This window comes from Streptomyces sp. NPDC005070, from assembly GCF_053600395.1.
The window spans coordinates 20,813-42,690 of record NZ_JBSFZS010000073.1; the positions used below are offsets into that span (position 1 = coordinate 20,813).

The 21,878-nt window shown below is 71.1% G+C and carries 24 protein-coding genes and 1 riboswitch; of the genes, 11 read left to right on the forward strand and 13 right to left on the reverse strand.

What is annotated here, in order from left to right; genetic code table 11:
• Positions 1 to 152: 152 nt before the first annotated feature.
• Together ACWEBX_RS23795 and ACWEBX_RS23800 are read left to right on the forward strand one after the other, a co-directional pair.
• On the forward strand, positions 153 to 806 hold the full coding sequence (locus ACWEBX_RS23795; RefSeq protein ID WP_451886829.1) for an ATP-dependent Clp protease proteolytic subunit: 654 nt from the start codon (positions 153 to 155) through the stop codon (positions 804 to 806).
• A 1-nt stretch (position 807) separates the two neighbouring features.
• Positions 808 to 1,410 carry a ClpP family protease gene (locus ACWEBX_RS23800; protein WP_451886830.1) on the forward strand — a complete coding sequence of 201 codons (603 nt, stop codon included), beginning with the start codon at positions 808 to 810 and terminating at the stop codon, positions 1,408 to 1,410.
• A gap of 82 nt (positions 1,411 to 1,492) precedes the next feature.
• Here ACWEBX_RS23800 and ACWEBX_RS23805 read toward each other — a convergent pair whose 3' ends face one another.
• Together ACWEBX_RS23805 and ACWEBX_RS23810 are read right to left on the reverse strand one after the other, a co-directional pair.
• Positions 1,493 to 1,969, reverse strand: a complete 477-nt coding sequence (locus ACWEBX_RS23805) for a helix-turn-helix domain-containing protein (protein WP_451886831.1) — start codon at positions 1,967 to 1,969, stop codon at positions 1,493 to 1,495.
• Between the two features lie 61 nt (positions 1,970 to 2,030).
• On the reverse strand, positions 2,031 to 3,308 hold the full coding sequence (locus ACWEBX_RS23810; protein ID WP_451886832.1) for a DUF6777 domain-containing protein: 1,278 nt from the start codon (positions 3,306 to 3,308) through the stop codon (positions 2,031 to 2,033).
• Between the two features lie 164 nt (positions 3,309 to 3,472).
• Between ACWEBX_RS23810 and ACWEBX_RS23815 the strand changes: the two genes are divergently transcribed.
• A complete protein-coding gene (locus ACWEBX_RS23815; RefSeq protein ID WP_451886833.1) occupies positions 3,473 to 4,768 on the forward strand; it encodes a streptophobe family protein in 1,296 nt (431 codons plus the stop codon).
• A 101-nt stretch (positions 4,769 to 4,869) separates the two neighbouring features.
• On the opposite strand, the gene ACWEBX_RS23820 is transcribed toward ACWEBX_RS23815, so the two are convergent.
• From ACWEBX_RS23820 to ACWEBX_RS23835, 4 genes are all read right to left on the reverse strand, one after another.
• Positions 4,870 to 5,880 (reverse strand): serine/threonine-protein kinase, encoded by a 1,011-nt coding sequence (locus ACWEBX_RS23820; protein WP_451886834.1) that lies wholly within the window; start codon positions 5,878 to 5,880, stop codon positions 4,870 to 4,872.
• A 34-nt stretch (positions 5,881 to 5,914) separates the two neighbouring features.
• Complete coding sequence (locus tag ACWEBX_RS23825; protein ID WP_451886835.1) at positions 5,915 to 6,832, reverse strand: hypothetical protein; 918 nt, start codon at positions 6,830 to 6,832, stop codon at positions 5,915 to 5,917.
• A gap of 6 nt (positions 6,833 to 6,838) precedes the next feature.
• Entirely contained in the window at positions 6,839 to 9,181 is a 2,343-nt protein-coding gene (locus tag ACWEBX_RS23830; RefSeq protein WP_451886836.1) for an FHA domain-containing protein, read from the reverse strand.
• A 68-nt stretch (positions 9,182 to 9,249) separates the two neighbouring features.
• Positions 9,250 to 9,660: a hypothetical protein gene (locus ACWEBX_RS23835; RefSeq protein WP_451886855.1), complete on the reverse strand. Its 411-nt coding sequence runs from the start codon at positions 9,658 to 9,660 to the stop codon at positions 9,250 to 9,252.
• 368 nt (positions 9,661 to 10,028) lie between these two features.
• Between ACWEBX_RS23835 and ACWEBX_RS23840 the strand changes: the two genes are divergently transcribed.
• A complete protein-coding gene (locus ACWEBX_RS23840) occupies positions 10,029 to 10,406 on the forward strand; it encodes a nuclear transport factor 2 family protein (RefSeq protein ID WP_451886837.1) in 378 nt (125 codons plus the stop codon).
• Positions 10,407 to 10,502: 96 nt separating this feature from the next.
• Here ACWEBX_RS23840 and mgrA read toward each other — a convergent pair whose 3' ends face one another.
• Positions 10,503 to 11,495 carry an L-glyceraldehyde 3-phosphate reductase gene (gene mgrA, locus ACWEBX_RS23845; RefSeq protein WP_451886838.1) on the reverse strand — a complete coding sequence of 331 codons (993 nt, stop codon included), beginning with the start codon at positions 11,493 to 11,495 and terminating at the stop codon, positions 10,503 to 10,505.
• A gap of 147 nt (positions 11,496 to 11,642) precedes the next feature.
• Between mgrA and ACWEBX_RS23850 the strand changes: the two genes are divergently transcribed.
• Both ACWEBX_RS23850 and ACWEBX_RS23855 read left to right on the forward strand, forming a co-directional pair.
• A complete protein-coding gene (locus ACWEBX_RS23850; protein ID WP_451886839.1) occupies positions 11,643 to 12,536 on the forward strand; it encodes a LysR family transcriptional regulator in 894 nt (297 codons plus the stop codon).
• Between the two features lie 185 nt (positions 12,537 to 12,721).
• A complete protein-coding gene (locus ACWEBX_RS23855) occupies positions 12,722 to 13,231 on the forward strand; it encodes a mycothiol transferase (RefSeq protein WP_451886840.1) in 510 nt (169 codons plus the stop codon).
• Here the strand turns inward: ACWEBX_RS23855 and ACWEBX_RS23860 are convergent.
• Positions 13,219 to 14,283 carry an adenosine deaminase gene (locus ACWEBX_RS23860; protein WP_451886841.1) on the reverse strand — a complete coding sequence of 355 codons (1,065 nt, stop codon included), beginning with the start codon at positions 14,281 to 14,283 and terminating at the stop codon, positions 13,219 to 13,221. The genes ACWEBX_RS23855 and ACWEBX_RS23860 overlap by 13 nt on opposite strands.
• A gap of 89 nt (positions 14,284 to 14,372) precedes the next feature.
• Entirely contained in the window at positions 14,373 to 14,765 is a 393-nt protein-coding gene (locus ACWEBX_RS23865; RefSeq protein ID WP_451886842.1) for a VOC family protein, read from the reverse strand.
• Positions 14,766 to 15,129: 364 nt separating this feature from the next.
• On the opposite strand from ACWEBX_RS23865, the gene ACWEBX_RS23870 reads away from it, so the two are divergent.
• The gene (locus ACWEBX_RS23870; RefSeq protein WP_451886843.1) at positions 15,130 to 15,873 is read left to right on the forward strand and encodes a phosphatase PAP2 family protein; all 744 of its coding nucleotides are present in this window, start codon (positions 15,130 to 15,132) and stop codon (positions 15,871 to 15,873) included.
• 35 nt (positions 15,874 to 15,908) lie between these two features.
• Positions 15,909 to 16,064: a hypothetical protein gene (locus ACWEBX_RS23875; protein WP_451886844.1), complete on the forward strand. Its 156-nt coding sequence runs from the start codon at positions 15,909 to 15,911 to the stop codon at positions 16,062 to 16,064.
• 27 nt (positions 16,065 to 16,091) lie between these two features.
• Here the strand turns inward: ACWEBX_RS23875 and ACWEBX_RS23880 are convergent, their stop codons facing one another.
• Positions 16,092 to 16,586 (reverse strand): hypothetical protein, encoded by a 495-nt coding sequence (locus ACWEBX_RS23880; RefSeq protein ID WP_451886845.1) that lies wholly within the window; start codon positions 16,584 to 16,586, stop codon positions 16,092 to 16,094.
• A gap of 385 nt (positions 16,587 to 16,971) precedes the next feature.
• On the opposite strand from ACWEBX_RS23880, the gene ACWEBX_RS23885 reads away from it, so the two are divergent.
• The gene (locus ACWEBX_RS23885) at positions 16,972 to 17,259 is read left to right on the forward strand and encodes a hypothetical protein (protein WP_451886846.1); all 288 of its coding nucleotides are present in this window, start codon (positions 16,972 to 16,974) and stop codon (positions 17,257 to 17,259) included.
• Between the two features lie 39 nt (positions 17,260 to 17,298).
• A complete protein-coding gene (locus ACWEBX_RS23890) occupies positions 17,299 to 17,646 on the forward strand; it encodes a hypothetical protein (protein WP_451886847.1) in 348 nt (115 codons plus the stop codon).
• A 44-nt stretch (positions 17,647 to 17,690) separates the two neighbouring features.
• Here ACWEBX_RS23890 and ACWEBX_RS23895 read toward each other — a convergent pair whose 3' ends face one another.
• From ACWEBX_RS23895 to ACWEBX_RS23905, 3 genes are all read right to left on the reverse strand, one after another.
• Positions 17,691 to 18,299 carry a hypothetical protein gene (locus ACWEBX_RS23895; protein WP_451886848.1) on the reverse strand — a complete coding sequence of 203 codons (609 nt, stop codon included), beginning with the start codon at positions 18,297 to 18,299 and terminating at the stop codon, positions 17,691 to 17,693.
• Between the two features lie 107 nt (positions 18,300 to 18,406).
• A complete protein-coding gene (locus ACWEBX_RS23900) occupies positions 18,407 to 19,774 on the reverse strand; it encodes an RICIN domain-containing protein (RefSeq protein ID WP_451886849.1) in 1,368 nt (455 codons plus the stop codon).
• Between the two features lie 130 nt (positions 19,775 to 19,904).
• The gene (locus ACWEBX_RS23905) at positions 19,905 to 20,738 is read right to left on the reverse strand and encodes an alpha/beta fold hydrolase (protein WP_451886850.1); all 834 of its coding nucleotides are present in this window, start codon (positions 20,736 to 20,738) and stop codon (positions 19,905 to 19,907) included.
• 220 nt (positions 20,739 to 20,958) lie between these two features.
• Positions 20,959 to 21,053: riboswitch (TPP riboswitch) on the forward strand.
• Between ACWEBX_RS23905 and ACWEBX_RS23910 the strand changes: the two genes are divergently transcribed.
• Positions 21,045 to 21,878: purine-cytosine permease family protein (locus ACWEBX_RS23910; protein WP_451886851.1), on the forward strand; the 834-nt coding region annotated here is incomplete at its 3' end. Its footprint overlaps the riboswitch before it by 9 nt.

The following is a 21,878-nucleotide window of genomic DNA, read 5'->3' on the forward strand; positions in this document are numbered from 1 at the left end:
GCGCCGGACCTCCGCCGGCCCGCCCCGCCGTCGCGGCTCTGCCGACGGCGAATCTGCCACGGGCCGAGAAATCCGCTCCGGCACCGGCGCCGGACCGAGAGTGGGGTCAGCGGCGACGCCCGCCGCGTCTCGACCAGGAGGAACGAGGAACCATGACTCCGCTCATCACCGGCCGGCATCCGGCCCGCACCCCGTGGGCCGAGGAGGGCGACACCCCGGCGACCCGCTACGACGACCACCTGGCCGCGCAGTTGCTCGCCCAGCGGATCATCTTCCTGGGCACCCAGGTCGACGAGGTCTCCGCGAACCGGGTGTGCGCCCAACTGCTCCTGCTGTCCGCCGAGGACGCGCGCACCGACATCAGCCTCTACATCAACAGCCCCGGTGGTTCGGTGACCGCCGGACTCGCCATCTACGACACCATGCGGCTGATCCCCAACGACGTCTCCACGCTCGCGATGGGATTCGCCGCGAGCATGGGGCAGTTCCTGCTCAGCGTGGGCACGCGCGGCAAGCGCTTCGCGCTGCCGAACGCGCGGATCATGATGCACCAGCCGTCCGCGGGCATCGGCGGCACCACCGCCGACATCGAGATCCAGGCACAGAACCACGAGTTCACCAAGCGGGCCATCGAACGGATCACCGCGGAGCACACCGGCCAGAGCGAGGAGGCGATCTCCAGGGACGGTGACCGGGACCGCTGGTTCACGGCGGAACAGGCCAAGGAGTACGGCATGGTGGACCGGGTCGTGGAGTCGCTCGACGACGTCCGCCCGGCCGCGTCACGGCGACGGATGGGGCTCTGACATGGGTACGTACACGATTCCGAACGTCGTCGAGCGGACCCCGCAGGGCGAGCGGTCGTACGACGTCTTCAGCCGGCTCCTCTCCGAGCGGATCATCTTCCTCGGCACGGAGATCGACGACGGCGTCGCCAACGTCGTCATCGCGCAACTCCTCCATCTGGAGTCGTCGAGCCCGGAGAGCGAGATCTCGATCTACATCAACTCGCCCGGGGGATCGTTCACTTCGCTGATGGCCATCTACGACACGATGACCTTCGTCCAGGCGCCGATCTCGACGTTCTGCGTCGGGCAGGCCGCCTCCACCGCCGCGGTGCTGCTCGCCGGGGGCGATCCCGGGCGGCGGTTCGTCCTGGAACACGCCCGCGTGCTGCTCGGCCAGCCGGCCAGCGACGGCCGTCAGGGCACGGTGTCGGACCTCAGCCTCCAGGCCAAGGAGATGCTGCGGATCCGCTCGCAGGTCGAGGAGGTGCTGTCCCGGCACAGCCACCACGACGCCGCCACGCTGCGCGCCGACATGGACCGCGACAAGATCTTCACCGCGCGGGAAGCGGTGGAGTACGGGCTCGCCGACGAGATCCTCAGCCGCCGGCTCGCCCTGCTCTGACATCGGCCCGCCAGGAGCGGGCCGATGCCGGGCGGCGAGGGCGCGGTGTGCGGGCGCGGCGGGGGCACCGCGCCCGGGTCCGTCAGGCGGCGAGGCACATGCCGTCGTACCGCGAACCCGAGGACGGGGCCGCCGCCGAGCGGCCGCGGACGGACTCGGCCCGGGTGTGCCGGGTCAGCTCCCGCTGGGCCAGCCACAACAGGTCGGTCAGGCCGAGACCGAGGGCGCGCGCGGCCGCGGCGAGGACCTCGGAGGAGGCCTCCTTGCGGCCGCGCTCCACCTCGGAGAGGTAGGGCATGGAGATCCTGGCGGCCTCGGCCACGTCCTTGAGCGTGCGTTCCTGAGCCAGCCGCTCGCGCCGCAGGACATCACCGACCAGGTCGCGCCACAACGGCTCCTTGCCCGAGGGAGCGGGGCCCGCGGGTCCCCGGCGCGGCACGAGGACCGGTGGCCGCGGTACCCGGGCCGGGGCATCGGCCACCGGTGGTGTCCGGGAGGGCTCCGACGCCGCCGGGCGCAGAGGGATGACGCGGGCTTCGTTCGTCACGTGGTCGCTCACCCCTTCAGCCTAGAAGCGCGGGGCCGTACGGGAAGGGAGCGGCGTTCCGCTCTCGGTGAAGTCAGGGGGACGCCGGGGAGGAGCCCGCCGACTGCGACGTCAGGTCCGCGGAGGCCGAACCGGACGCCGGGGGCGCCTGCGACTCGGACGCCGGAGGCTCGCTGGACGGGGGCGGTTCCACCGAGGACGGCGCGGAGGAGGACGGTTCGGAGGAGGCCGACGACGGGGACGAGCTCTCGGACGACGGCGAGTTCGAGGTCGAGGCCGAGGTCGACGGGGACTTGGAGCCCGAGTCGCTGACCGACGGCGACGGGCTCACCGGGGGGTGCGTCTTCTTGTCCTTCTTCACGTCGTCGCCCCGGTGCCGCTTGATCCACTCGTTGCTCTCGGGGTCGTAGATGACGAATACGTCGATGACCGTCTTCGACGGCACGACGGCCACGCTGTTCTGCGGACGGTACGACGGCCACGGGTCGCCCGTCGTCTTGATGTTGCCCTTCTGCGGTACCGGTTCGAGCAACGGGTTGCCGCAGGCACAGCGCACCCTGGGCACACCCCGGGAGTCCACGAGGACGGCGGTGCCGGCCTGGAGGACCGCCTGATAGCTGGTGGGGGCGCCGTTGCGGTAGCCGTGGTTGGTGACACGGGTGTCCAGGCGCAGTTGTACGGGGGTCAGGGACCGCAGATAGGCGGGGACCGCGTTCGGCTGGATGCCCTCGACCGAGGCGAAGGCCTTGGTCTTCGCGGGGTCCGCCTTCAGCGCGCTGATCTGCTTCTCGACATCGCAGCTCGCCACGTTACGGGTGCCGCCGTAGAGGCCGGGCGCGTTGCCGCTGTAGGTGCCGGCCTTGTCGGCGGGCGCCGACGAGGCCGATGCCGCGGGGGACTCCGACTCGATGGAACTGTCGTTGGCGGTCGACTCCGTGAACGAGTCAGGCCCCGACTTGCCTGCGGGCTGCGCGAACACCTCGCTGCTGGCGTTCTTGGCCCCGCCGCCGCTGTTGGTGAAGACCAGTCCGAGGATCACCGCCGCCGCCACGACACCGGTGATCAGCGCGACCCGCGGCGCCGAGCGCCACCAGGGCCGTTCGGGTCCCCCGCCCGGTCCACCCGGTCCGCCGGCTCCACCGCCGGGCCCCTCGGGGCCAGAACCGCCGCCGCCCCCTCCCGAGCCGCCGCCCCCTGGTCCTCCGGGCCCGCCTCCTGCCCCGGACGCGTCGCTGGGCGGTCCGGTGGGCGGGACATTGACGGGCTGGGTCGGACTCGGCTGGGTCGGGCCCGACAGCGGGCCCGAGGGCGGGCCGGTGGGGCGGCCGGAGGACGGCTGTTCGACGCTCACGAGCTCTTCTCCCGTTGGAGGGATGCAGGGACGTCCGAGAGGCTTTTGCACCGATTTCCTACAGAACGAACCCATTGTGTGCCCCGGTCCTCCGGTGCCCGCAAGCCGACGCGGCCGGCTCTCCCCGAGGGGCGGACGGTCTCGGCGCTGCTTAGCGTGGCAGCGTGAGTCCCCAGACACCGTCCGCTCAGCCGGCCCCCAGCAGCGGTGAGCCTCCGGCCACCCGTCACGGCTGGCTCCAGGCCCTCGTGGCCGTACTGGCCGGTCTGGTCCTCATGATGGTGGTCGCCGCTCTCGGCCTGTGGGCCTCCGGCGCCACCGACCTCCCCGACAACGCCTTTCCGAGGGTGGTCGCGGCCACCCTGGTCACCGCGGTCGGCGGGACCGTCGAGTTCACCGGCGACGCGGGAGCCATCGCCGAGACGAAGGCGGGACTCACGGTGATCCCGCTGTCCGTGACCCTGACCGGAGCGCTGGTGCTCGGGGCGGGATTCCTGCGGCCGCTGCGGCATCGCGCCGTCGCCGGGGCGACGGAACTGGCCGGCTGGGCCGGACGGCTCGCCGTCCTGTGGCTGCTCGTGCTGATCGGGCTGGCGCTCGCGGCCCGCCAGAACTTCACCATCGACCTCGGGAACGGCACGATCGGCGCCATCGGCGACCTGTTCGGCGCAACGCCCGAGGTGGGTTTCAGGACCGCCATGGCACCGACCCTGTTCTTCGGGGTGCTGTGGCTCGCGGGTGTGTTCGTGATCGCTCTGCTCGTCTCGCGCGGCGCGGCGCTCCCCGCCCGCCTGCTGCGCTTCCAGGAAGCGGTGCGTCCGGCCGCGTACGCCATGGTGGTCCTGCTCCTCGTCTGCGTCGGCCTCGGCGTGGTCGTCGGGCTCGTGGTGGCGGCGACCCGTGGGCACGCGGCCGAGACCTTCGCCGTGATGCTCCTGGGTCTTCCCAATGTCGTCTGGCTCGCGTTCACGATCGGTCTCGGCGCCACCTGGAACGGGCGGGTGGACGGGCCCTTCGGGCTGCCGATGCCCCATGTGCTCGACGAGGTGCTGCGTACTCCGGACGTGTCCGAGCTCAACCTGGGCTCCCTCGCGGACTACGACGGCAGAATCTACTGGCTGGTGGCCGTCGACGCCGTCCTGCTGCTCGGGGCGGCCTTCCTGATGGCGGCCCGTTCACCGGCCCGGACGCGGGCCTGGCAGCACGCCGTCCACATGGCGGTCGCGCTGGCGCTGACCGTGCTCATGATCTGCCTGCTCGGCCGGATCTCGGCGAACTACGGCCTGTCGATCCTCGGTCTGGGTGACATCGGCGGAGGCCTGAAGGGGGAGCTCTTCCTGAAGCCCCAGGTGTGGGGCGCCCTCGGCCTGGCCTTGCTGTGGGGGCTGGTCACCGGATTCCTGGGCGCCCTTCTGGCCAAGGGAGTCCGGCGCAGGGGCGAGGTCGAGTCGGCGGGCTGACGGCTGACCGCCTGACCGCTGCGGTTCGGAACTCACGGCTCATGGCTCACAGCTGATTGCCGATTGCTCACGGCTCACGGCTGATTGCTGACGGTGGCGGCTCAGCGGCGGAACACCGGCCGGGCCCAGACCGGCGGCTGCGGCACGGGCCCCGGGCCGCCCGCCACGGCCTCGGCCTCGGCCTCGGCCCCTGTGCCCGAGCCGGTGCCGCTCCCGGTCACCGGGCCGCGTGCGGCGATCCGCAGCGCGCTGACGAAGGCCAGGCACGAGTCGTACCGGTCGTCGGGGCTCTTGGAGAGCGCCTTCGCGAGGACGGCGTCGACGGCCTCCGGGATGTCGGGACGCACGGAGGTCAGGGCCGGCGGTTGGTCGTACTGGTGGGCCCAGAGCAGCGCCATGTCGTCGTCGCGCTGGAAGGGCGGACGGCCGGCCATCGTCTCGTAGACCACACAGCCGAGGCTGTAGACGTCGCAGCGGCCGTCCACCGGCTTGCCGGAGATCTGTTCCGGCGCCACGTAGTCGAGGGTGCCCACGAACTGTCCGACGCTCGTGAACCCGGTCAGCGACAGGGACTTCTTGGTCAGTCCGAAGTCGGTGAGATAGACGTGTTCGGGGTGGTCGCTGTCGGTGCCCTGGGCCACCAGGATGTTGCCGGGCTTCACGTCCCGGTGCACCAGGCCGTGGTCGTGGGCCGCGTCGAGCGCGGAGGCGACCTGGATGCCGATCCGGCCGGCCACCGTGACCGTCAGCGGGCCCTCGCGGTCGAGGAGATGACGCAGGTCGCGCCCGGCGACGTACCGCATGGCGATGTAGAGGACGCCGTCCGTCTCGCCCGCCTCGAAGACGGGCACGATGTGCGGGTGGTCGATCGCGGCGGCGACCCGTGACTCGTGGGTGAAGCGGCCGCGGAAGGTGTCGTTGCGGGCGAGTTCCGGGGCGAGCAGCTTGAGGGCGACCGTTCGGTCCAGTCGCAGGTCCTTGGCCTGGTAGACGACGGCCATCCCGCCACGGCCGATCTCCCGCTCGATCCGGTAGCCCGCGATCTGCCGTCCGATCAGCTCGGAGGGCCGCCCCGAGAACGGACTGGTGTCCGGCCCGGACGTCTCGTCCATCAGCGGTCACCTCGCTCGTGCCGCGCGCCGCGCATCAGTCCTCACCCTTGTCGTCGCTGTCGAAGGTGACCAGGCGGGTGGGCTCGTGTCCACTGGGAGGCCCGTCGGGAGGTCCGTCGGGAGGTCCGTCGGAACGTCCGCCCGGGGCGGATTCCCGCACGATCCGCGTGGGCTCCGCCTGGCGTTCCTTCTTCCGGTCCGGCCCCTGCGCCCGGTCCGGGTCCTGCGCCCGTTCCGGCACGTTCGCCTCGTCCGGCGCAGTCGGCCGGTCCGGTCCTTGCGACCCGTCCGGCTCCTTCGGCCGATCGGGAACCCGCGTCCGGTCCCGCTCCGGGCCCCGGTCTCCCGACCGGTCCCGTTCCCGCGCCTCGTCCTGTTCCCGCGCCTCTTCCTGCTCCCTCGCCTCGTCCCGCTCCCGCGACAGGTCCTGTTCCTGAGGCTCGTGAGTCGTCTCGCGCCGCGCGGTCGACGGGGTGCGCTCGGCCGCGAAGGTGCTCAGCCGTGTTCCGTCGCAGTACACCCAGCGCTCGTGCTCGCCGTCGTACAGCCACATCGACTCGCCGTCGACGATCACGCCGATCCGGCTGCCCTGTGTCCGGGCCCGGAAGTTCTCGGCCTCCAGTCGCCCGGACGCCAGTTCCTCGGCCGCCCGGCGGTACTCGGTGAGTGCCTGGTCGACCCGGGCCAGCAGCGGGCGCGGATCGGCCGTGCGGGCGAGCGGGCGGGTCGCCGCCGGCGGTACCTGCGGTACGGCGATCAGCAGGCGGCCGTCGACCCACGCCGACCAGCCGTTCGCGCACACGACGCGCCCCCAGTCACCGAGCCGGTCGACGAGTTCGACCGGCAGCAGCGCGTCCAGGGGAACAGTGGGCCGCGACGGGTCCGGCGACTCCCACGCGGGCAGCCCGTCCTGCGGAACGACATGCGTCGGACGGAATCCGGGGCTCGTCATCGGCGGCTACTTCCGCATGACCGCGGGCTCGTGCCGTCGCAGCAGCCGGGCGACCAGCCAGCCGAAGACGACGCAGAGCACGACGAGCATGCCCATGTTGATCAGCCATGCGCTGGTCGAGTGCCGGAACATCGGGTCGCCGGTCAGTTCGCCGGGCACGATCCGGGCGAGACCGATGGTCCCGGCCATCGCGCCCAGGGCCCAGCGGGAGGGCACGAGCCAGGAGAGCTGTTCGAGGCCGGGCACGCCGTGCAGCTTCAGCAGGGCGCCGCAGAACACCACCTGGACGATGGCCAGCAGCACCAGCAGCGGCATCGTCACCTCCTCCTTGCGCACCACGGCGGAGACGAGGAGACCGAGCATCATCGCGGTGAAGGCCAGCAGGGCCACGGCCAGCGTGATCTCCAGGAGCGGTGGCATCAGGACGCCTTCGCCGCCGGGGGCGTTGAGGTTCACGCCGAACAGGCCCACGAGGGTGAGCACGACAGCCTGGAGCACGGTGATGGCGCCCAGGACCACGACCTTGGACATCAGGTACGCCGATCTGGACAGACCGACGGCCCGTTCTCGCTGGTAGATCGTCCGTTCCTTGACGAGTTCGCGCACGGCGTTCGCCGCGCCGGTCAGGACGCCGCCGACGCACAGGATGAGCAGCGCGTTCATCGCCGTCTCCTGGGTCAGCTTGCCGCCCGCCAGCGCCCGCGCCATCGCGCCCATCACGAACGGCAGGGCGATCATGATGGCGAGGAAGGTCCGGTCGGCCCCGAGCGCGGCGGCGTAGCGGCGGACCAGGGTGCCGAGCTGGGAGCCCCAGCTCTGGGCCTTCGGGGGCGGTCCGACGAGCGCTCCGGTGGCCGCGTCCGGCATCCTCGGCTGCGAGGTCGATTTGTCGATGTACTGACGGTGGAACGGCGAGTCCCGGTACTCCCCCGCCCAGTCCCGTTCCGTGTCGCGCTCGAAGGCCTCGAACGCCTCGGGCCACTGCCGGTAGCCGAAGAAGGCCAGGGTGTCGTCGGGCGGCCCGTAGTAGGCGACCTTGCCGCCGGGCGCGAGCACCAGGAGCCGGTCGCAGACGTCCAGGCTGAGCACGCTGTGGGTGACCACGATCACGGTACGGCCGTCGTCGGCGAGGCCGCGCAGCATGTGCATCACCGAGCGGTCCATGCCCGGGTCGAGTCCGGAGGTCGGTTCGTCCAGGAAGAGCAGGGACGGCTTGGTGAGCAGTTCAAGGGCCACACTGACGCGCTTGCGCTGTCCGCCCGACAGACTGTGGATGGGCTGGTCGACGCGTTGCTGCAGGCCCAGCTCGCCGATCACCTCGTCCACCCGCGCCAGGCGCTCCGCCTTCGCGGTGTCCTGCGGGAAGCGCAGTTCGGCGGCGTAGGTCAGTGCCCGGCGGACGGTGAGCTGGGCGTGCAGGATGTCGTCCTGCGGGACGAGGCCGATGCGCTGGCGCAGTTCGGCGTAGTCGCGATAGAGGTCACGGCCGTCGTAGAGCACCGTGCCGTGGTCGGCGGGCCGCTGCCCGGTGAGCGCGTTCAGCAGCGTGGACTTGCCGGCGCCGCTCGGACCGACGACGGCGAGCAGACATTTCTCGCCGACGGGAAAGGACACCTGGTCCAGCAGCGTCTTGCGGCCCCCGTCGACCTCGACGACGAGGTCCTGCACGTCGAGGGAGACCTCGCCGCTGTCGACGTACTCCTGGAGCTGGTCTCCGACGAGACAGAACGCGGAGTGCCCGATACCGACGATGTCACCCGGTGTGACCAGGGCCCGCTCGACGGGCTGCCCGTTGAGGAACGTGCCGTTGTGGCTGCCGAGGTCGACGATCTCGTACGTCCCGTCGGGCCGGGCCAGCAGTTCGGCGTGGTTCCGGGAGACGATCAGGTCGTCGATGACGAGGTCGTTGTCGGGGCCGCGGCCGATGCGCACGGTGCGGGAGGGCAGCGGCCGCACGGTGGTCGGCTGTCTGAACGTACTGGTGGCGGCCGGCATGGAGACGGCCGAGGGGCGCTCCGCGACGGGTGGCGGGCGGCTGACGAGGACGGCACGCGGGCCGTCGGCGGGACTGCCGAAGCGGATCACGCTGCCGGGTCCGACGCCCCATTCGTGGACGCGGCGGCCGTCGGCGTACGTGCCGTTCGTGCTGTTCTCGTCCTCGAGCGTCCAGTGATCCGCGTGGGGCCGCAGCACCGCGTGGTGCCACGAGACCCGGACGTCGTCGATCACGACATCGCACAGCGGATCGCGCCCGACGTGGTAATCGTGGTTCGGACTCATCACCGTCGAGCCCGCCTCGGTTTCGAGGACGAGCTCGGGTGCGGTTGCCGCGACAGGCCTCTCTGCCATGCCAGAATTCTAACGATTCGCACCCTTGCGCGCCTGATCAGCGCTCGGCGTCCGGGGCGCCCGGAGGCTCAGGCGGCGGAGATCCCCAGCACCGCGGCGGTGCGGTGCATGCGCAGCGCGTCCACCGATTCCGCGAGCAGTTCGTATTCGGTGGTGTCGTCGCTGGTGGAGACGCGGACGAGTTTGCCCGCGGCCAACTCCTCGGCGACCAGTTCTTGTTGCTCCGAGTCACCGCACCATGCGCGCAGCATCATGGGGACGTCGGGGACCCTGTCCCCCACCGGCGCGATCGAGTTGGGCGGAAAGGAGGGGTCCTCGGGCTGCGGGTCGAGTCTTTCCGCCATCCAGGCCGCGCGGTCCCGCATCCACCACAGGGCCAGCGCCAGGGTCGGCGCTCGATAGGTGCCGAGGGGTACGCCGACTCGCTGACCGCCGCACATGCCGTACGCGGTGACATGGCACAGGAATTCGTCGTGCACGATCTCCCCCATTGGCGTCGCTCGTCGCCGGGTCCGGCCTCACTTTCCCTGCGGCTCTCGGGCGTTGCTCCGTGCAATTGCACGGGCTTGGTTGAATTGCCCTACTGATTGAGTATCGCCACTACTGACACACTGTCACCATGTGAATCCAGCCAGTCTCTTGGCATATTCACCGCCGCGCGTGGCCGAAAGGGCATCGACAGCTTTTCCGGCTCCGGGACCGCCCCGCTCCCCGGCATTACCCGCGGGGTAATCGACGCTTCGCGCGGTGCCCGTCAGGGTGGGCGTATCGCGTCCCGGCAGCCGAACAGCCGCCCGGGACACGGACCTTGACCATGGATACGTTCCCCGATGGAGGCCGGTTCACCATGTCCGCGAACACCGAGCGCTACGAGACCGCCGTCACCCGCTACTTCGAGGCCTGGAACGCGAGCGGGCCGGACACGCCGGCGAAGGCGGTGGCCGCCGCCTGGGCCCCGGACGGCACCTACACCGACCCGCTCGCCGACGTCCGCGGGCACGAGGAGATCGCGGCCGTGATCGCCTCGGCGCACGAGCGGTTCCCCGGCTTCGTCCTCCGTCCGCTGGGCGCGGTGGACGGCCACCACGGCATCGCCCGCTTCGGCTGGGAACTGGTCGACGAGGCGGACGGCTCGGCGCCCGTCGCGGGCTTCGACGTGATCGTCCTGGACGGCGAGGGCCGGATCCGGAGCGTGCACGGATTCCTGGACCGCGTCCCGGCCTGACACGCGCCGAGGTCCCCGACGCGGCCACGCGTCGGGGACCTCGGTGTGCCGTCGGGGGCGCGCCGGGAGTCGAGGGCGCGCCGCACGTCGTAGGTGCTACGCCTTGACCAGCGCGTCGATCCGGGCGAGTTCGTCCTCGCGGAAGTCCAGGTTGCCGATGGCGGCGACGCTGTCCTCGAGCTGCCGCGGGCTGCTGGCGCCGACCAGGGCCGAGGTGACCCGGCCGCCGCGCAGCACCCAGGCCAGCGCGAGCTGGGCCAGCGACTGGCCGCGGGACTTGGCGATCTCGTCGAGGGTCCGCAGTCGGCCCACGAGATCCTCGGTGACCGTGTCCGCGCTCAGGAACGGACTGTCGCTCGCGGCCCGCGAGTCCTCCGGGATGCCGTCCAGGTAGCGGCCGGTCAGCAGGCCCTGCTCCAGCGGCGAGTAGGCGATGGAGCCCACCTGGAGTTCGTCGAGCGCGTCCAGCAGTCCCTCGTCCTCGGGCCGGCGGTCGAGCATCGAGTAGCGCGGCTGGTGGATGAGCAGCGGGGTACCCAGCTCGGCCAGGATCCTCGCGGCGTCACGGGTCTGCTCCGCCGAGTAGTTCGAGACGCCGACGTACAGCGCCTTGCCCTGCTGGACCGCCGAGTGCAGGGCGCCCATCGTCTCCTCGAGCGGGGTCTCCGGGTCGGGGCGGTGCGAGTAGAAGATGTCGACGTAGTCGAGACCCATCCGGCCCAGGCTCTGGTCGAGCGAGGACAGCAGGTACTTGCGCGAGCCCCATTCGCCGTACGGGCCCGGCCACATCAGATAGCCGGCCTTCGTGGAGATGACCAGCTCGTCGCGGTGGTGTCCGAAGTCCGCCTTCAGGGCGTCACCGAGGGCGGACTCGGCGGCGCCGGGCGGCGGGCCGTAGTTGTTCGCCAGGTCGAAGTGGGTGACGCCGAGGTCGAAGGCGCGGCGCAGGATCGCGCGCTGGACGTCCACGGGCCGGTCCGGGCCGAAGTTGTGCCACAGGCCGAGCGACAGCGCGGGGAGCTTCAGGCCGCTGCGTCCGGTACGCCGGTAGGGCATGTCCGCGTAACGATCGGGGTGCGGGGTGTACAACGCGTACTCCTGTGAGGCCGGGGAAACAGGCTCCCACTCTCGCGCGCCCGGTGGGCGCCGGTCCAACGGAAGGATCGGATGGCATTGAGCGATCCGGCTTCTCAATCGGTCGAGGCGCCCGCTGATCGGCGCCTACCCTTGCGTCTCATGGAACTCCGTCATCTTCAGCACTTCGTCGCCGTCGCCGAGGACCGGCACTTCACCCGGGCGGCGGAGCGGCTGATGGTGTCGCAGTCGGGTCTCTCCTCGTCGATCAGGGCGCTGGAGCGGGAGCTTCAGGCGCCGCTCTTCGTCCGTACGACCCGCCGGGTCACCCTCACGGAGGCCGGTCGCGCCCTGTTCGTCGAGGCGGAACGGATCCTCGCCCAGGTGCGGTCGGCGCACGACGCCGTGGCCGCCGTGCAGGGGGTGCTGCGCGGCACGCTGTCCCTCGGCACCGAACAGTGCATCGCCGGCGTGCACTGCGCCAGACTGCTCGCGGCGTTCCGGCGGCGTCATCCGGACGTGGAGATCCGGTTGCGCCAGGCGGGCTCCGAGGCGCTGGCGGAGGAGGTCGCGGCGGGCCGTCTCGACCTGGCCTTCGCGGTGCGGACCCGCGCCGACTCCGAGCATCTGCGGTCGGTGCCGCTGGCCAGTGAGCCGATGACCGTGCTCTGCCACCCGGAGCACCCGCTCGCCACCGCGGCCGTGGTCACGCCCGGGGAACTGGGCGAGGAGGCCTTCGTCGACTTCCACCCCGACTGGGGTCCGCGGCGCACCACCGACGCGGCGTTCACGGCGGCGGGAGTGCAGCGGACGGTGGCCCTGGAGGTCAACGACGTCCACAGCCTCCTGGAGCTCGTCCACGAGGGCCTCGGGATCGCCGTCGTACCACGCCACTTCGGTCACAAGCCGGAGGCCCGCGATCTCACCGCGCTGGCCTTCAAGGGCGCTTCTGAGGGGTCGTACGAGACGGTCGCGATGCTGCCGCCCGAGGAGGCCACGAGCCCGGCCGCACGGGCTCTGATGGCGCTGCTCGACACCTCGGAGGACGGGGCCTGAGCCGTCGCGGACCCGTGGTTCCCGAGGCAGGTGAGTGAGGCCCTGGCCCCGGATGCCGGGGGCGCGGTGCGGGATGCGGGGGCGGTTCGGGATGCCGGACGGAACCCGGTTCGGGATTCCGGTTCGGGACGCCGGGTCGGGCCGTTCCGGACGCAGGGACGGGCGCGATGCGCGATGGTGGTTCCATGCTTGCGAAGGACATCCTCAGCGACGGATTCGGCCGCATCCGGGAAGAAGTCCATGCCGCCGTCGGCGGCCTCGCGCCCGAGGTCCTCAACGCCCGCCCCGCCGAGACGGCGAACTCGATCTCCTGGCTGGTCTGGCACCTCACCCGGATCCAGGACGACCACGTCGCCGACGCGGCCGGGACGGAGCAGGTCTGGCTCACCGACGACTGGGCGAAGCGCTTCGGGCTCGACCTGCCACGGGGCGACACCGGGTACGGCCACACGTCCGCGAAGGTCGCCCGGGTCCGGGTGGAGTCGGGCGACCTGCTGCTCGGCTACTACGACGCGGTCCACGAACGGACCCTCGACTACATCGGCGGTCTGGCCGCGGACGACTTCGAGCGCGTCGTGGACGAACGCTGGGACCCGCCGGTCACGCTCGGCGTACGCCTGGTCAGCGTCCTGTCCGACGATCTCCAGCACGTCGGACAGGCCGCCTACGTCCGCGGGCTCATTCAGATGTCGTAACCGGGAAGGACGACGTCCTCGATGAGGGCGTTGCGCTCGTCGAAGGGGATGAACGCGCTCTTGAGGGCGTTCACCGTGACGGTGCGCAGGTCCTCCAGGCCCCAGCCCGCCTCCTCGACGAGCAGCGACATCTCCCGGGTCATCGTCGTCCCCGACACCAGACGGTTGTCGGTGTTGAGGGTGACTCGGAAGCCCAGGTCGCGCAGGGCGGTGATGGGGTGCTCGGCGATGGACTTCGCCGCGCCGGTCTGGAGGTTGGACGTCGGGCACATCTCCAGGGCGATGCGGCGGTCGCGCACCCAGCCGGCGAGGCGGCCGAGCTTGCCGTCCACGATGTCCTCGGTGATACGGACGCCGTGGCCGATGCGCTGGGCGCCGCAGACCTGGAGCGCCTGGTGGATGCTGGGCAGGCCGTGGGCCTCACCGGCGTGGATCGTGAACGGGACGTTCTCGCGGCGCAGGTGCTCGAAGGCGTCCAGGTGGTCGGCCGGCGGGAAGCCGTCCTCGGCGCCGGCGATGTCGAAGCCGACGACGCCGGCGTCCCGGAAAGCCACCGCGAGGTCGGCGGTCTCGCGGGTCCGGTCGAACATCCGCATGCCGCACAGCAGGGTGCCGACGCGCACCGGGGTGCCCGCCGCGGCGGCCTTGGCCATACCGGCGGCGAGACCCTCCTGCACGGCCTCGACGACCTCGGGCAGGGTCAGCCCGCCGTTGACCATGAGCTCGGGCGCGTAGCGCACCTCGCCGTAGACGACACCGTCCTCGGCGAGGTCGAGGACGTACTCCTCGGCCGTACGCAGCAGGCCTTCGCGGGACTGCATCACGGCGAGGGTGTGCTCGAAAGTGGCTATGTAGCGGACGAGGTCGCCGGAGTTGGCGGCCTCGTAGTACCAGGCGGCCAACTCCTGCGGGTCCGTGGTGGGCAGGGTGTGGCCGACGGTCTCCGCGAGCTCGACGAGGGTGGCCGGGCGGAGGCCGCCGTCGAGGTGGTCGTGCAGGACCGCCTTCGGCAGGCGGCGGATGGTGTCGATGTCGATGCGGGGCGCGGTCATGTGCGGTGTTCCTCGTGAGGTCGTTCGGAGCGGGAGGGAGCGGAAGTGCGTGGGGGTGCGGCAGCCCGCGCGAGGTGCGGGAGGCCGGGTCAGTCCGCGGGCTGGAGCAGGTCCCAGCGGTTGCCGTACAGGTCCTGGAAGACGACGACCGAGCCGTACGGCTCGTGGCGCGGCTCCTCCAGGAAGGTCACGCCCGCGGCGCGCATCCTGGCGTGGTCGCGGGCGAAGTCGTCGGTGTGGAGGAAGAAGCCGACCCGTCCGCCGGTCTGGTCGCCGATCCGGCCGCGCTGTGCCTCGTCCTTGGCACGGGCGAGCAGCAGCCCGGTTCCTCCGCCGTCCGTGCCCGGCTCGACCACGACCCAGCGGGAGCCGTCGGGCCGCGGGGTGTCCTCGACGAGGCGGAACCCGAGGGCTTCGGTGTAGTGGCGGATGGCCTCGTCGTAGTCGTCGACGACGAGGGTGACCAGGGCGATGCGTCTCATCGGGGCTCTCCAGGGTTATACGTAACACGTAGGGTACGGCATTCCCTGTCGTGCGCCAGAGGGGTCGCCGTGGGCGGTCAGCGAGGCCGCGTCTTCCGCCCGCCCGGCGGGGCGGCGCGGCACCGATCCCGCCGGGCGACGGAGCGCCGGGCGTCGCAGGCTGAGAGAACGGCGATCTTCACGGGTCGAACCGGGAACGATCCCGGCCGCCGTTCGTCTACAGTTATGTAGACGAATGCAGCGGGACATGTACGGGGCGGGGTGTCCTGCCTCGTGCGCGCCTGCCGAGGAAAGGGGCCACATCCATGTCCTCCGCCACGTGCGCCACGCCTGCGCCCGAGGCCGATGCCGTTTCGGCCCGGCCGTGAAGCGCGGGGGCACCGGTGCCGTCGCCGGGTCGGCCGCGGTGGGAAGCCTGGTCGCGTTCGTGCTGCTGACGCTGGTCGTGACCACGCACGAGGGTGCTCCCTTGTCCGGCGACAGCGAGCTCGCCTCGTGGTCGCTCGCGCACCGTCCGGAGATACCGCTCGCCCTGGCACGCGGCGTGACGTACACCGGCACAGGAGCCGTTCCGTACGTGCTGGTCGTCGTGGCCGGCCTTCTCTTCGGGCATACGGCGCGGCAGCGGGTCACCACCGTCACGGCGTGCGTGTGCGCTCTGGCCGCCGCGCAGACCGTGCGGTTCGCGGTGATGTCACTGATCGCCCGTCCCCGGCCCCCCGTGGAGAACTGGGCCACCCATGCCTCGGGCTGGTCGTTCCCCTCCGGTCACACCACGACCTCGGCCGTCGCGGGCGGCATCCTCGTCCTCGCGGTGCTGGCCCGCGCCCCACAGTCCAGGAGAGCGCTGGCCCTGCTCATCGGCTGCTGGGCCGTGCTGGTCGGTCTGTCCCGCGTCTACCTGGGCGTTCACTGGTTCTCCGACGTCGTGGGCGGCTGGCTGTTCGCCCTGTGCTGGCTCAGCCTGCTCGTGTACGTCGTGACGCGGTTCCTCCCCCACAGGTACGCGGCGCTGACGACGACGCCGGTCCGCGAGGACCCCACGGCGGACGGACCCGAAGACGGACCCCGGGAGCAGCGCGACGCCCCTCCTCACTCTGCTTCGTAGCTCGTAGCTCGTAGCGGAGCGAGTACACCCACGTCATGAGGCCCCCGCGAACCCTGTGGCCGTGGTCGGCGGAGTTGGCGGTCGTGATCAATACTTCGCGTCCCAACGCGGCGTTTCTGATCGCCTGCAGGGTGGCCGCGCTCGCCTGCGTCGTGGCAGCCGACACGGTGGACGCCGCGGGCGGACGGTGAGCGCCGAGGATCGCAGCCCAGGGTCCTTCAGTCGCGGAAGCAGCCGAAGTCTTCGTCGTTCCGGTTCTCGTACGACCTTCGTGATTCCTCCTGGCCCTCGCTGAAGACGACGCGTCCCGTGGCGAGTTGGCGCGGCTCGAACGTGAGGAAACCTGAAACGAGATCGTCCGACGTCATGTTGGTGCGCAGCGCGTAGGTGGAGGTGGGGTCCAACTCGACGGTCAGGGGGAGCCGAGTCGTGAAGCCTCGCGGGGCACTTCCGAGCTGTATGCGGTGGAGCGGGGTCCCGTCGGAGGTCTTGATGTGCCACAGCATCTGGCCCGGATCATCGACACTGCCGTCGTGATCCCACCGGTACAGGCCGACCTCGGTGATGCCGTCGTGCTCGGCGCCCGGGCACTCACGCCAGCCGATCACCGGACCGGAACTCCCGCTCTCGACGAAGAGTGGATCGAACTCCGCACCGCAACCGGTCAGCAGAAGCGCGAGAGCGATGACGCCGGTTGAACGCCCCCATTTCACCCTTCGGAGTTTACGAGGGAAGAGACGAGGCGATACCCCGGCAATTGTCTCGACCTGATACCAACAGGCCATGGCTTCCGAGTCCGTTCCGCTCGGAGCGGCGGCCCGTGGCCGGTGGTCGGTGACCCGTGGTCGGTGGTCGGTGGTCGGTGGCCCAAGTCCGGTGCTCGTAGCCGGTCCTCCGAAGCCGAGCCGTGCTCTCGCTATGCTCGGCCCATGACGTCACATGAGGCCGATGCCGCGTAGAGCCCCGGGTGGGCTTCGGGGCGGGACGTCCGGTCGGCGGAGCGATGCCGTGGTGAGTTCCTTGCTGATCAGTACGTGTCCCGGACCGCCGGAGTGCGTCGATGTGCACTCGTACCTCTTTGTCGATGGGCTCGACCTCGTGACGCGCAGCGACGGCAGCGCGCTCGGTCTGCACCCCCGGCGGCTCCTCCGGCCGGGCGGACCCCTCTACCCGTCGGACGCGCCTCGGCCTGTGCGGGTGGCGGATCGTGGCCAAGCCCCTGCGGACCCCGGCGGACTCACCATCACCGTGCGGCTCCAGGGCGAGACGGTCGTCTGGTCCGAGCTGATGTACCCGGACCGGGAACACGGGGTCGTCGAGGAGGTTCGATTCCATCTTGCGCAGTACCTCGGCGAGATCGAGCGAGTCCACGGAGCCTGGCGATGAACACCCCGCCGGGCCGGGTGGCCTCGCTGGACGCCATCGATGCCGTCGACCGGTCGGCCCTGCCCAATCCGACAGGGCATCACTGGGACGACCCGGAGGGCGTCGCTCAGGCGCTCCGGCTACTGGCGGCTGACCATCGAGGAGGCGGAGTTCCTGCCCGACGGCGGTCGGACCGCCCTCGCCTTCCTCGACGGCACGCCCTTCTCCCCACCGGCCGAGGCTGAAGTGCACACACCGGCAGCGGTGCTGTCCGCTGCGAACGTGTGGGTCGACGCCCTCACCGTGGACCCTTCGGGCGCCGCCGTCGTCCAATTCGGGGCAGCAACCTGCCAGCTCCTTCCGGGCTCCACTCTCTACTCCGCCGAATGCGGCCTCCGCGAGCACTGAACGAAGCGTCACGTGCTCACCGGCGGGTTGCGGGCGCGTCAGCGTCATTCGACGCCTGGAGGAAGTCCACGGATGCCGTCGTCCACCGGGGCACCGTCCGGGATCTCCAGAGGCAGGATTCCCCAGTTCCGGGCGATGGCCATGACGTGTTGCTCGTTGGGCATGGCGGCATGCCAGTCGTCCCATTCGGCATCGCTCCAGTTCTCCCGGCCCTCCTCCAGCCCCCTTTGCCCGACGCCGAGTTGGCACTCGATCTCGGTGGGCTCGCCGTGTCGCAGGGGCACGTCACCGGCGCAGCCGTTGTAGCAATAGGCCCGGACGACTCGGCCGGCTTCCACTCTCGCCCAGGCGTGGTACTCGCCGATGCGATCCGTGCTGAAGTACTGGAGTTCACCCAGGCACCGGCCGAGGGACCCGAGCCAGTCCAGCATGGCGGGACCGTCGCCGTCGCGTCCGTTGTCGAGGTGGATCCGGCCGTGGGCGAGCGTCCAGCCTTCCACGGGGGACGCCACGAACACGCCCCGCCTGTACGCCGCTTCCGTCCCCGCTTCCCAGTCCATCGCCACTCGCCCGACCAGTCCGAGCGCGTCGGCGACCGCCCCGCTGTCGACGCCGGGCACAGCGAGCCAGGACGTCTTGTACCCCATACCCATGACTGATCCCCTCTCCGGTCGGGAGGTGGATCCTGCCGCACGGCACTGACATCCGCCGTGGGGCGGCGCCCCCGTCGCCGCCCCCGTCGATGCCCCGTCGCGGCCGCCTACGGATACACGTATGCGTTCAGCGTGTTCACCGCGGAGGCGGGGTCGCCCAGGTCGTAGCGGTCGACAGCCAGGTAGTTGGGCTTCTTGCGGCCGGCCGGCTCGCAGAAGCGGCGCGCCCGGTCGGCGAGTTTGGTGTTGTCCGTGCCGGCGGTCCCCGAGATGGTGACGTCGCGGAAGTGGTTCATGACGAAGAGGGGACGGAACCCCGTCTCGGTGCGGGTGAGCGGGACATTCGTGCCCGCGTCGTACCAGCGGCTATAGCAGGACCAGTCGGAGGAGCCGAGGCCCGAGCCCATGGACCAGTAGTTCTCGACGGTCCACTCGCGCTGGTACATGACGCCGAAACTGTCCCGGGTCAGTCCGGCGGACTCGTCGGACGAACGGCTGTGGTCGGTAAAGACGAGCAGGCGGTGCCCGGCGGCGGTGAGATCGGCGAGCTTCGGCCAGCCGTGCTCGCGCACACCGGTCTGGTCGGGACGGTAGAGGACGTCGGACAGGCCGTTCACCCGGGCGAGTTCGGCACGCAGGACGCCCGGGTCGACGTAGTCCTCCAGGAACACGGTGACGAACTGATCGGGGTGCTGCTTGAGGAAGTCGACCATGCGCTGGAGGTCGACCCAGAGCGCGACCGGCCTGCTGACGAGGGTGCAACTGTTGTGACAGAGGATGGCCCCGTCGGGGGTTTGATGCAGGTCCAGCATGAAACCCCGTACGCCGTCGGCGAGTTGCTGATTGATGCCTCGCTTCTGATTGGGTACGAAGTTCACGAAGGGCGGGGCGAATCCGCCGTCCACCCCGTTCGCGTAGGCGTTGTGCGCGGTGAGGAACGTGACCTGGTCCAGGGTGCGTTGGTCCTGGGACGGCATCGACCGGGTCGTGGCCGCGACCGGGGTGAGGTACCAGGAAGCCAGGGCGCCCGGTGCTCCGACCGCAAGTTCGGCGGGGTAGTTGGCGCCCGAGGACTTGTCGGAGACGGTCAAGTAGCTGTTCGTTCCCGGGGCTTTGAGCGCGTACTGGTCGGTGCCGCTCGGCGTCACCTCCCAGGCGGCATCCGCGCTCGCACACGCGACGGTTCGGGCCTGGCCGCCCGAGCGGCCCAGGCAACTGCCCGCCGCGTCGGCGCTTTCGAGTACGAAGGAGGTCCCGCTCTGGCGCAGGGTCCACTGCTGGTGGTCCTCGTTGCCCTTGGGGTTGTGCTGGACGACCGCGCCCGCGCTGTCGGCGGCGTTCAGTCCTGTGACGGCGCTCTGTACGTAGAAGGCGCCCGCGGTGGGCACTTCGGCGGCGCCCGCGGGCGCGGGGGCGGCGACAACGGATCCCAGTACGGCGGTGGCGGCGAGCAGGGAGCGTCGGCTCGGTCTCATGGCACGTGATCCCTTCCTGTGGGGAGCATGAGCATGCCATGCAGACACGTCGGCGGGGCGGCGGCGGTACAGATCGCGTCAGTGACCGTGACCCCGGGCCGATGGCTTTCCGCGCACCCGCCGGGTGAGGTCAGCCGCCGCCGGCTCGCGTGCCGGGGTGCTCGATCCGCGTGACGAACGCGGTGATGTCGGCGACCACGCGCTCGGGCTGCTCCCAGTGGACGGAGTGCCCGGTCCCCGGGTAGGCGAGGAAGTCGGCGCCGTGGACGGCGTCCAGGATGGTCTGCTGGTCCTCGCGCGGCAGGAATTCGTCCTGTTCACCCCAGATGACGAGTGTGGGCACGAGGATGCCCCCGAGGGTCGCGCGGAGATCGGCGTCGAGGAGCCCGCGGGAGGTGTCCTTCCAGACGTGAGCGGGCACCTTCAGGTTCTCCTCCACCATGGTCTCGACGAACCCCCGGGCGATCGGGCGGGCCGCCGTGTCGGCCAGGAAGTCCTCGACGAACGCGCGGGGCACGGGATCGGCCAGGTCCTCCATGGCCGTCACCAGGCCGGTCACCGCCGGCTTGTCCGCGAGGGTGCCGGGGACGCCGAGCAGCACCAGCCCCGCGATGCGGTCGGGGTGGCTGCCCGCGACGATCCGGGCCGGTACACCGCCGCTGGACGCCCCGACCAGGACGGCCCGCGGAATGTCGACCGCGTCCAGGAAGGCCACCAGGTCGGCGGCGAAGTCATCGGGAGTGTAGCCCTCCGGGGGCCGGTCGGCATCGCCGTGCCCGCGCTGCGTGGGCGCGTATCCGTGCAGGGACGCCGGAAGGCGCCTCAGGAGGGGTTCGAAGGACCACCAGGAGTCCGCCAGACCGTGCACGAAGACGACCGGCGTACCACTGGGGTAGCCGGCTTCGGCGTACGGGAGGGCGAGGCCTTCCCGCACCCGCGCGGACTTCAGGGAGATCACGGTCACGGCACCCTGCCTCCTTCCGCCCTGCCACCGGGGCCCGGAACCCGGGAGCGCAGAGCGAGCGGCGATCACTTCCGACAGTACCGAGGGGAGACACGCGCCGCGCTGTGAACCGGCCCGCCCGCGCCGTTCGAATGAACCGGAGCACGCGCGGGCGTGCGCTGGTCCGCGGGAGTGAGGACCCCCTCCCGCTCCGTCGCAGAGAACGGTTAGTGTGTCCGTCGTACCGGACACGGGGTGCCCCATCCGAGGGCTGAGATCACACCCGTCGAACCTGAACCAGTTCATACTGGCGGAGGGATGTCTTCCATGCCATTGGCGCATGTTCCCGGCGGGCTGCCCGCCGACGGCCGGCCCGCTGTCTTCGACGGACGGATGCCGGCCGCACCCGGCGACCTCCGCGTGGAGGGGCACGGCATCGAGCCGGTCCCCGAGAGCAACCGGTACGGCGGGGCGGGACGCCTGTTCACCGTGTGGTTCGCCCCGAACCTGACGATGACGGGCGTGTTCACCGGCACGATCGGGATCGCGCTCGGCCTGGACTTCACCACCGCACTCGCCGCGGTCGTCCTCGGGACCGTGCTCGGCGCGCTGCCCACCGCCTACCTCAGCACCTGGGGCGGCCTCACCGGCACCGGCCAACTCCCGCTCGCGCGCCTCGCGTTCGGCCGGTCCGTGGTACTTCCCGGCACGCTCCAGTGGCTGTCCTCGGTCGCCTGGGACGCGTTGATCGGGCTGTTCGGCGGGGATGCGCTGGCGCGGCTGTGCGGCTGGCCGTTCTGGCTCGGCGTGCTGGTGATGATGGCGGCTCAGGGGGCTCTGGGCGTGCTCGGCTACGAAGCGATCCACCGTCTGCAGATCGTCATGACGTTCGTGCTCGCCGTGGCCTTCGCGGTGATCGCCTGGCGGATGCTCGACGGGGTCCACCCCGCGACGACCGGGTCCGCCACCGGCGCCGACCGCGTCGGCGCGTTCGTGCTCACCAGCACCATCGCGCTGAGCCTGTCGCTGTCCTGGGCGCCGTATGCCGGTGACTTCAGCCGCTACCTGCCGCGTACGACGTCCCGCCCGCGCATGTTCTGGTGCACCCTGCTCGGACTCGTCGCGTCCTTCGTCGCCGTGCAGGTCCTCGGGCTGTGGGGC

What these genes read in the sequence shown, in the direction of transcription:
- ACWEBX_RS23800 (WP_451886830.1), top strand. Translation starts at nt 808, where the DNA reads ATGGGTACGTACACGATTCCGAACGTCGTCGAGCGGACCCCGCAGGGC.
- ACWEBX_RS23865 (WP_451886842.1), bottom strand. Translation starts at nt 14,765, where the DNA reads ATGAGACGCATCGCCCTGGTCACCCTCGTCGTCGACGACTACGACGAG.
- ACWEBX_RS23895 (WP_451886848.1), bottom strand. Translation starts at nt 18,299, where the DNA reads ATGGGTATGGGGTACAAGACGTCCTGGCTCGCTGTGCCCGGCGTCGAC.
- ACWEBX_RS23855 (WP_451886840.1), top strand. Translation starts at nt 12,722, where the DNA reads ATGCTTGCGAAGGACATCCTCAGCGACGGATTCGGCCGCATCCGGGAA.
- ACWEBX_RS23820 (WP_451886834.1), bottom strand. Translation starts at nt 5,880, where the DNA reads ATGGACGAGACGTCCGGGCCGGACACCAGTCCGTTCTCGGGGCGGCCC.
- ACWEBX_RS23875 (WP_451886844.1), top strand. Translation starts at nt 15,909, where the DNA reads ATGAGGCCCCCGCGAACCCTGTGGCCGTGGTCGGCGGAGTTGGCGGTC.
- ACWEBX_RS23825 (WP_451886835.1), bottom strand. Translation starts at nt 6,832, where the DNA reads ATGACGAGCCCCGGATTCCGTCCGACGCATGTCGTTCCGCAGGACGGG.
- ACWEBX_RS23840 (WP_451886837.1), top strand. Translation starts at nt 10,029, where the DNA reads ATGTCCGCGAACACCGAGCGCTACGAGACCGCCGTCACCCGCTACTTC.
- ACWEBX_RS23850 (WP_451886839.1), top strand. Translation starts at nt 11,643, where the DNA reads ATGGAACTCCGTCATCTTCAGCACTTCGTCGCCGTCGCCGAGGACCGG.
- ACWEBX_RS23890 (WP_451886847.1), top strand. Translation starts at nt 17,299, where the DNA reads ATGCCGTCGACCGGTCGGCCCTGCCCAATCCGACAGGGCATCACTGGG.
- ACWEBX_RS23795 (WP_451886829.1), top strand. Translation starts at nt 153, where the DNA reads ATGACTCCGCTCATCACCGGCCGGCATCCGGCCCGCACCCCGTGGGCC.
- ACWEBX_RS23860 (WP_451886841.1), bottom strand. Translation starts at nt 14,283, where the DNA reads ATGACCGCGCCCCGCATCGACATCGACACCATCCGCCGCCTGCCGAAG.
- ACWEBX_RS23830 (WP_451886836.1), bottom strand. Translation starts at nt 9,181, where the DNA reads ATGGCAGAGAGGCCTGTCGCGGCAACCGCACCCGAGCTCGTCCTCGAA.
- ACWEBX_RS23900 (WP_451886849.1), bottom strand. Translation starts at nt 19,774, where the DNA reads ATGAGACCGAGCCGACGCTCCCTGCTCGCCGCCACCGCCGTACTGGGA.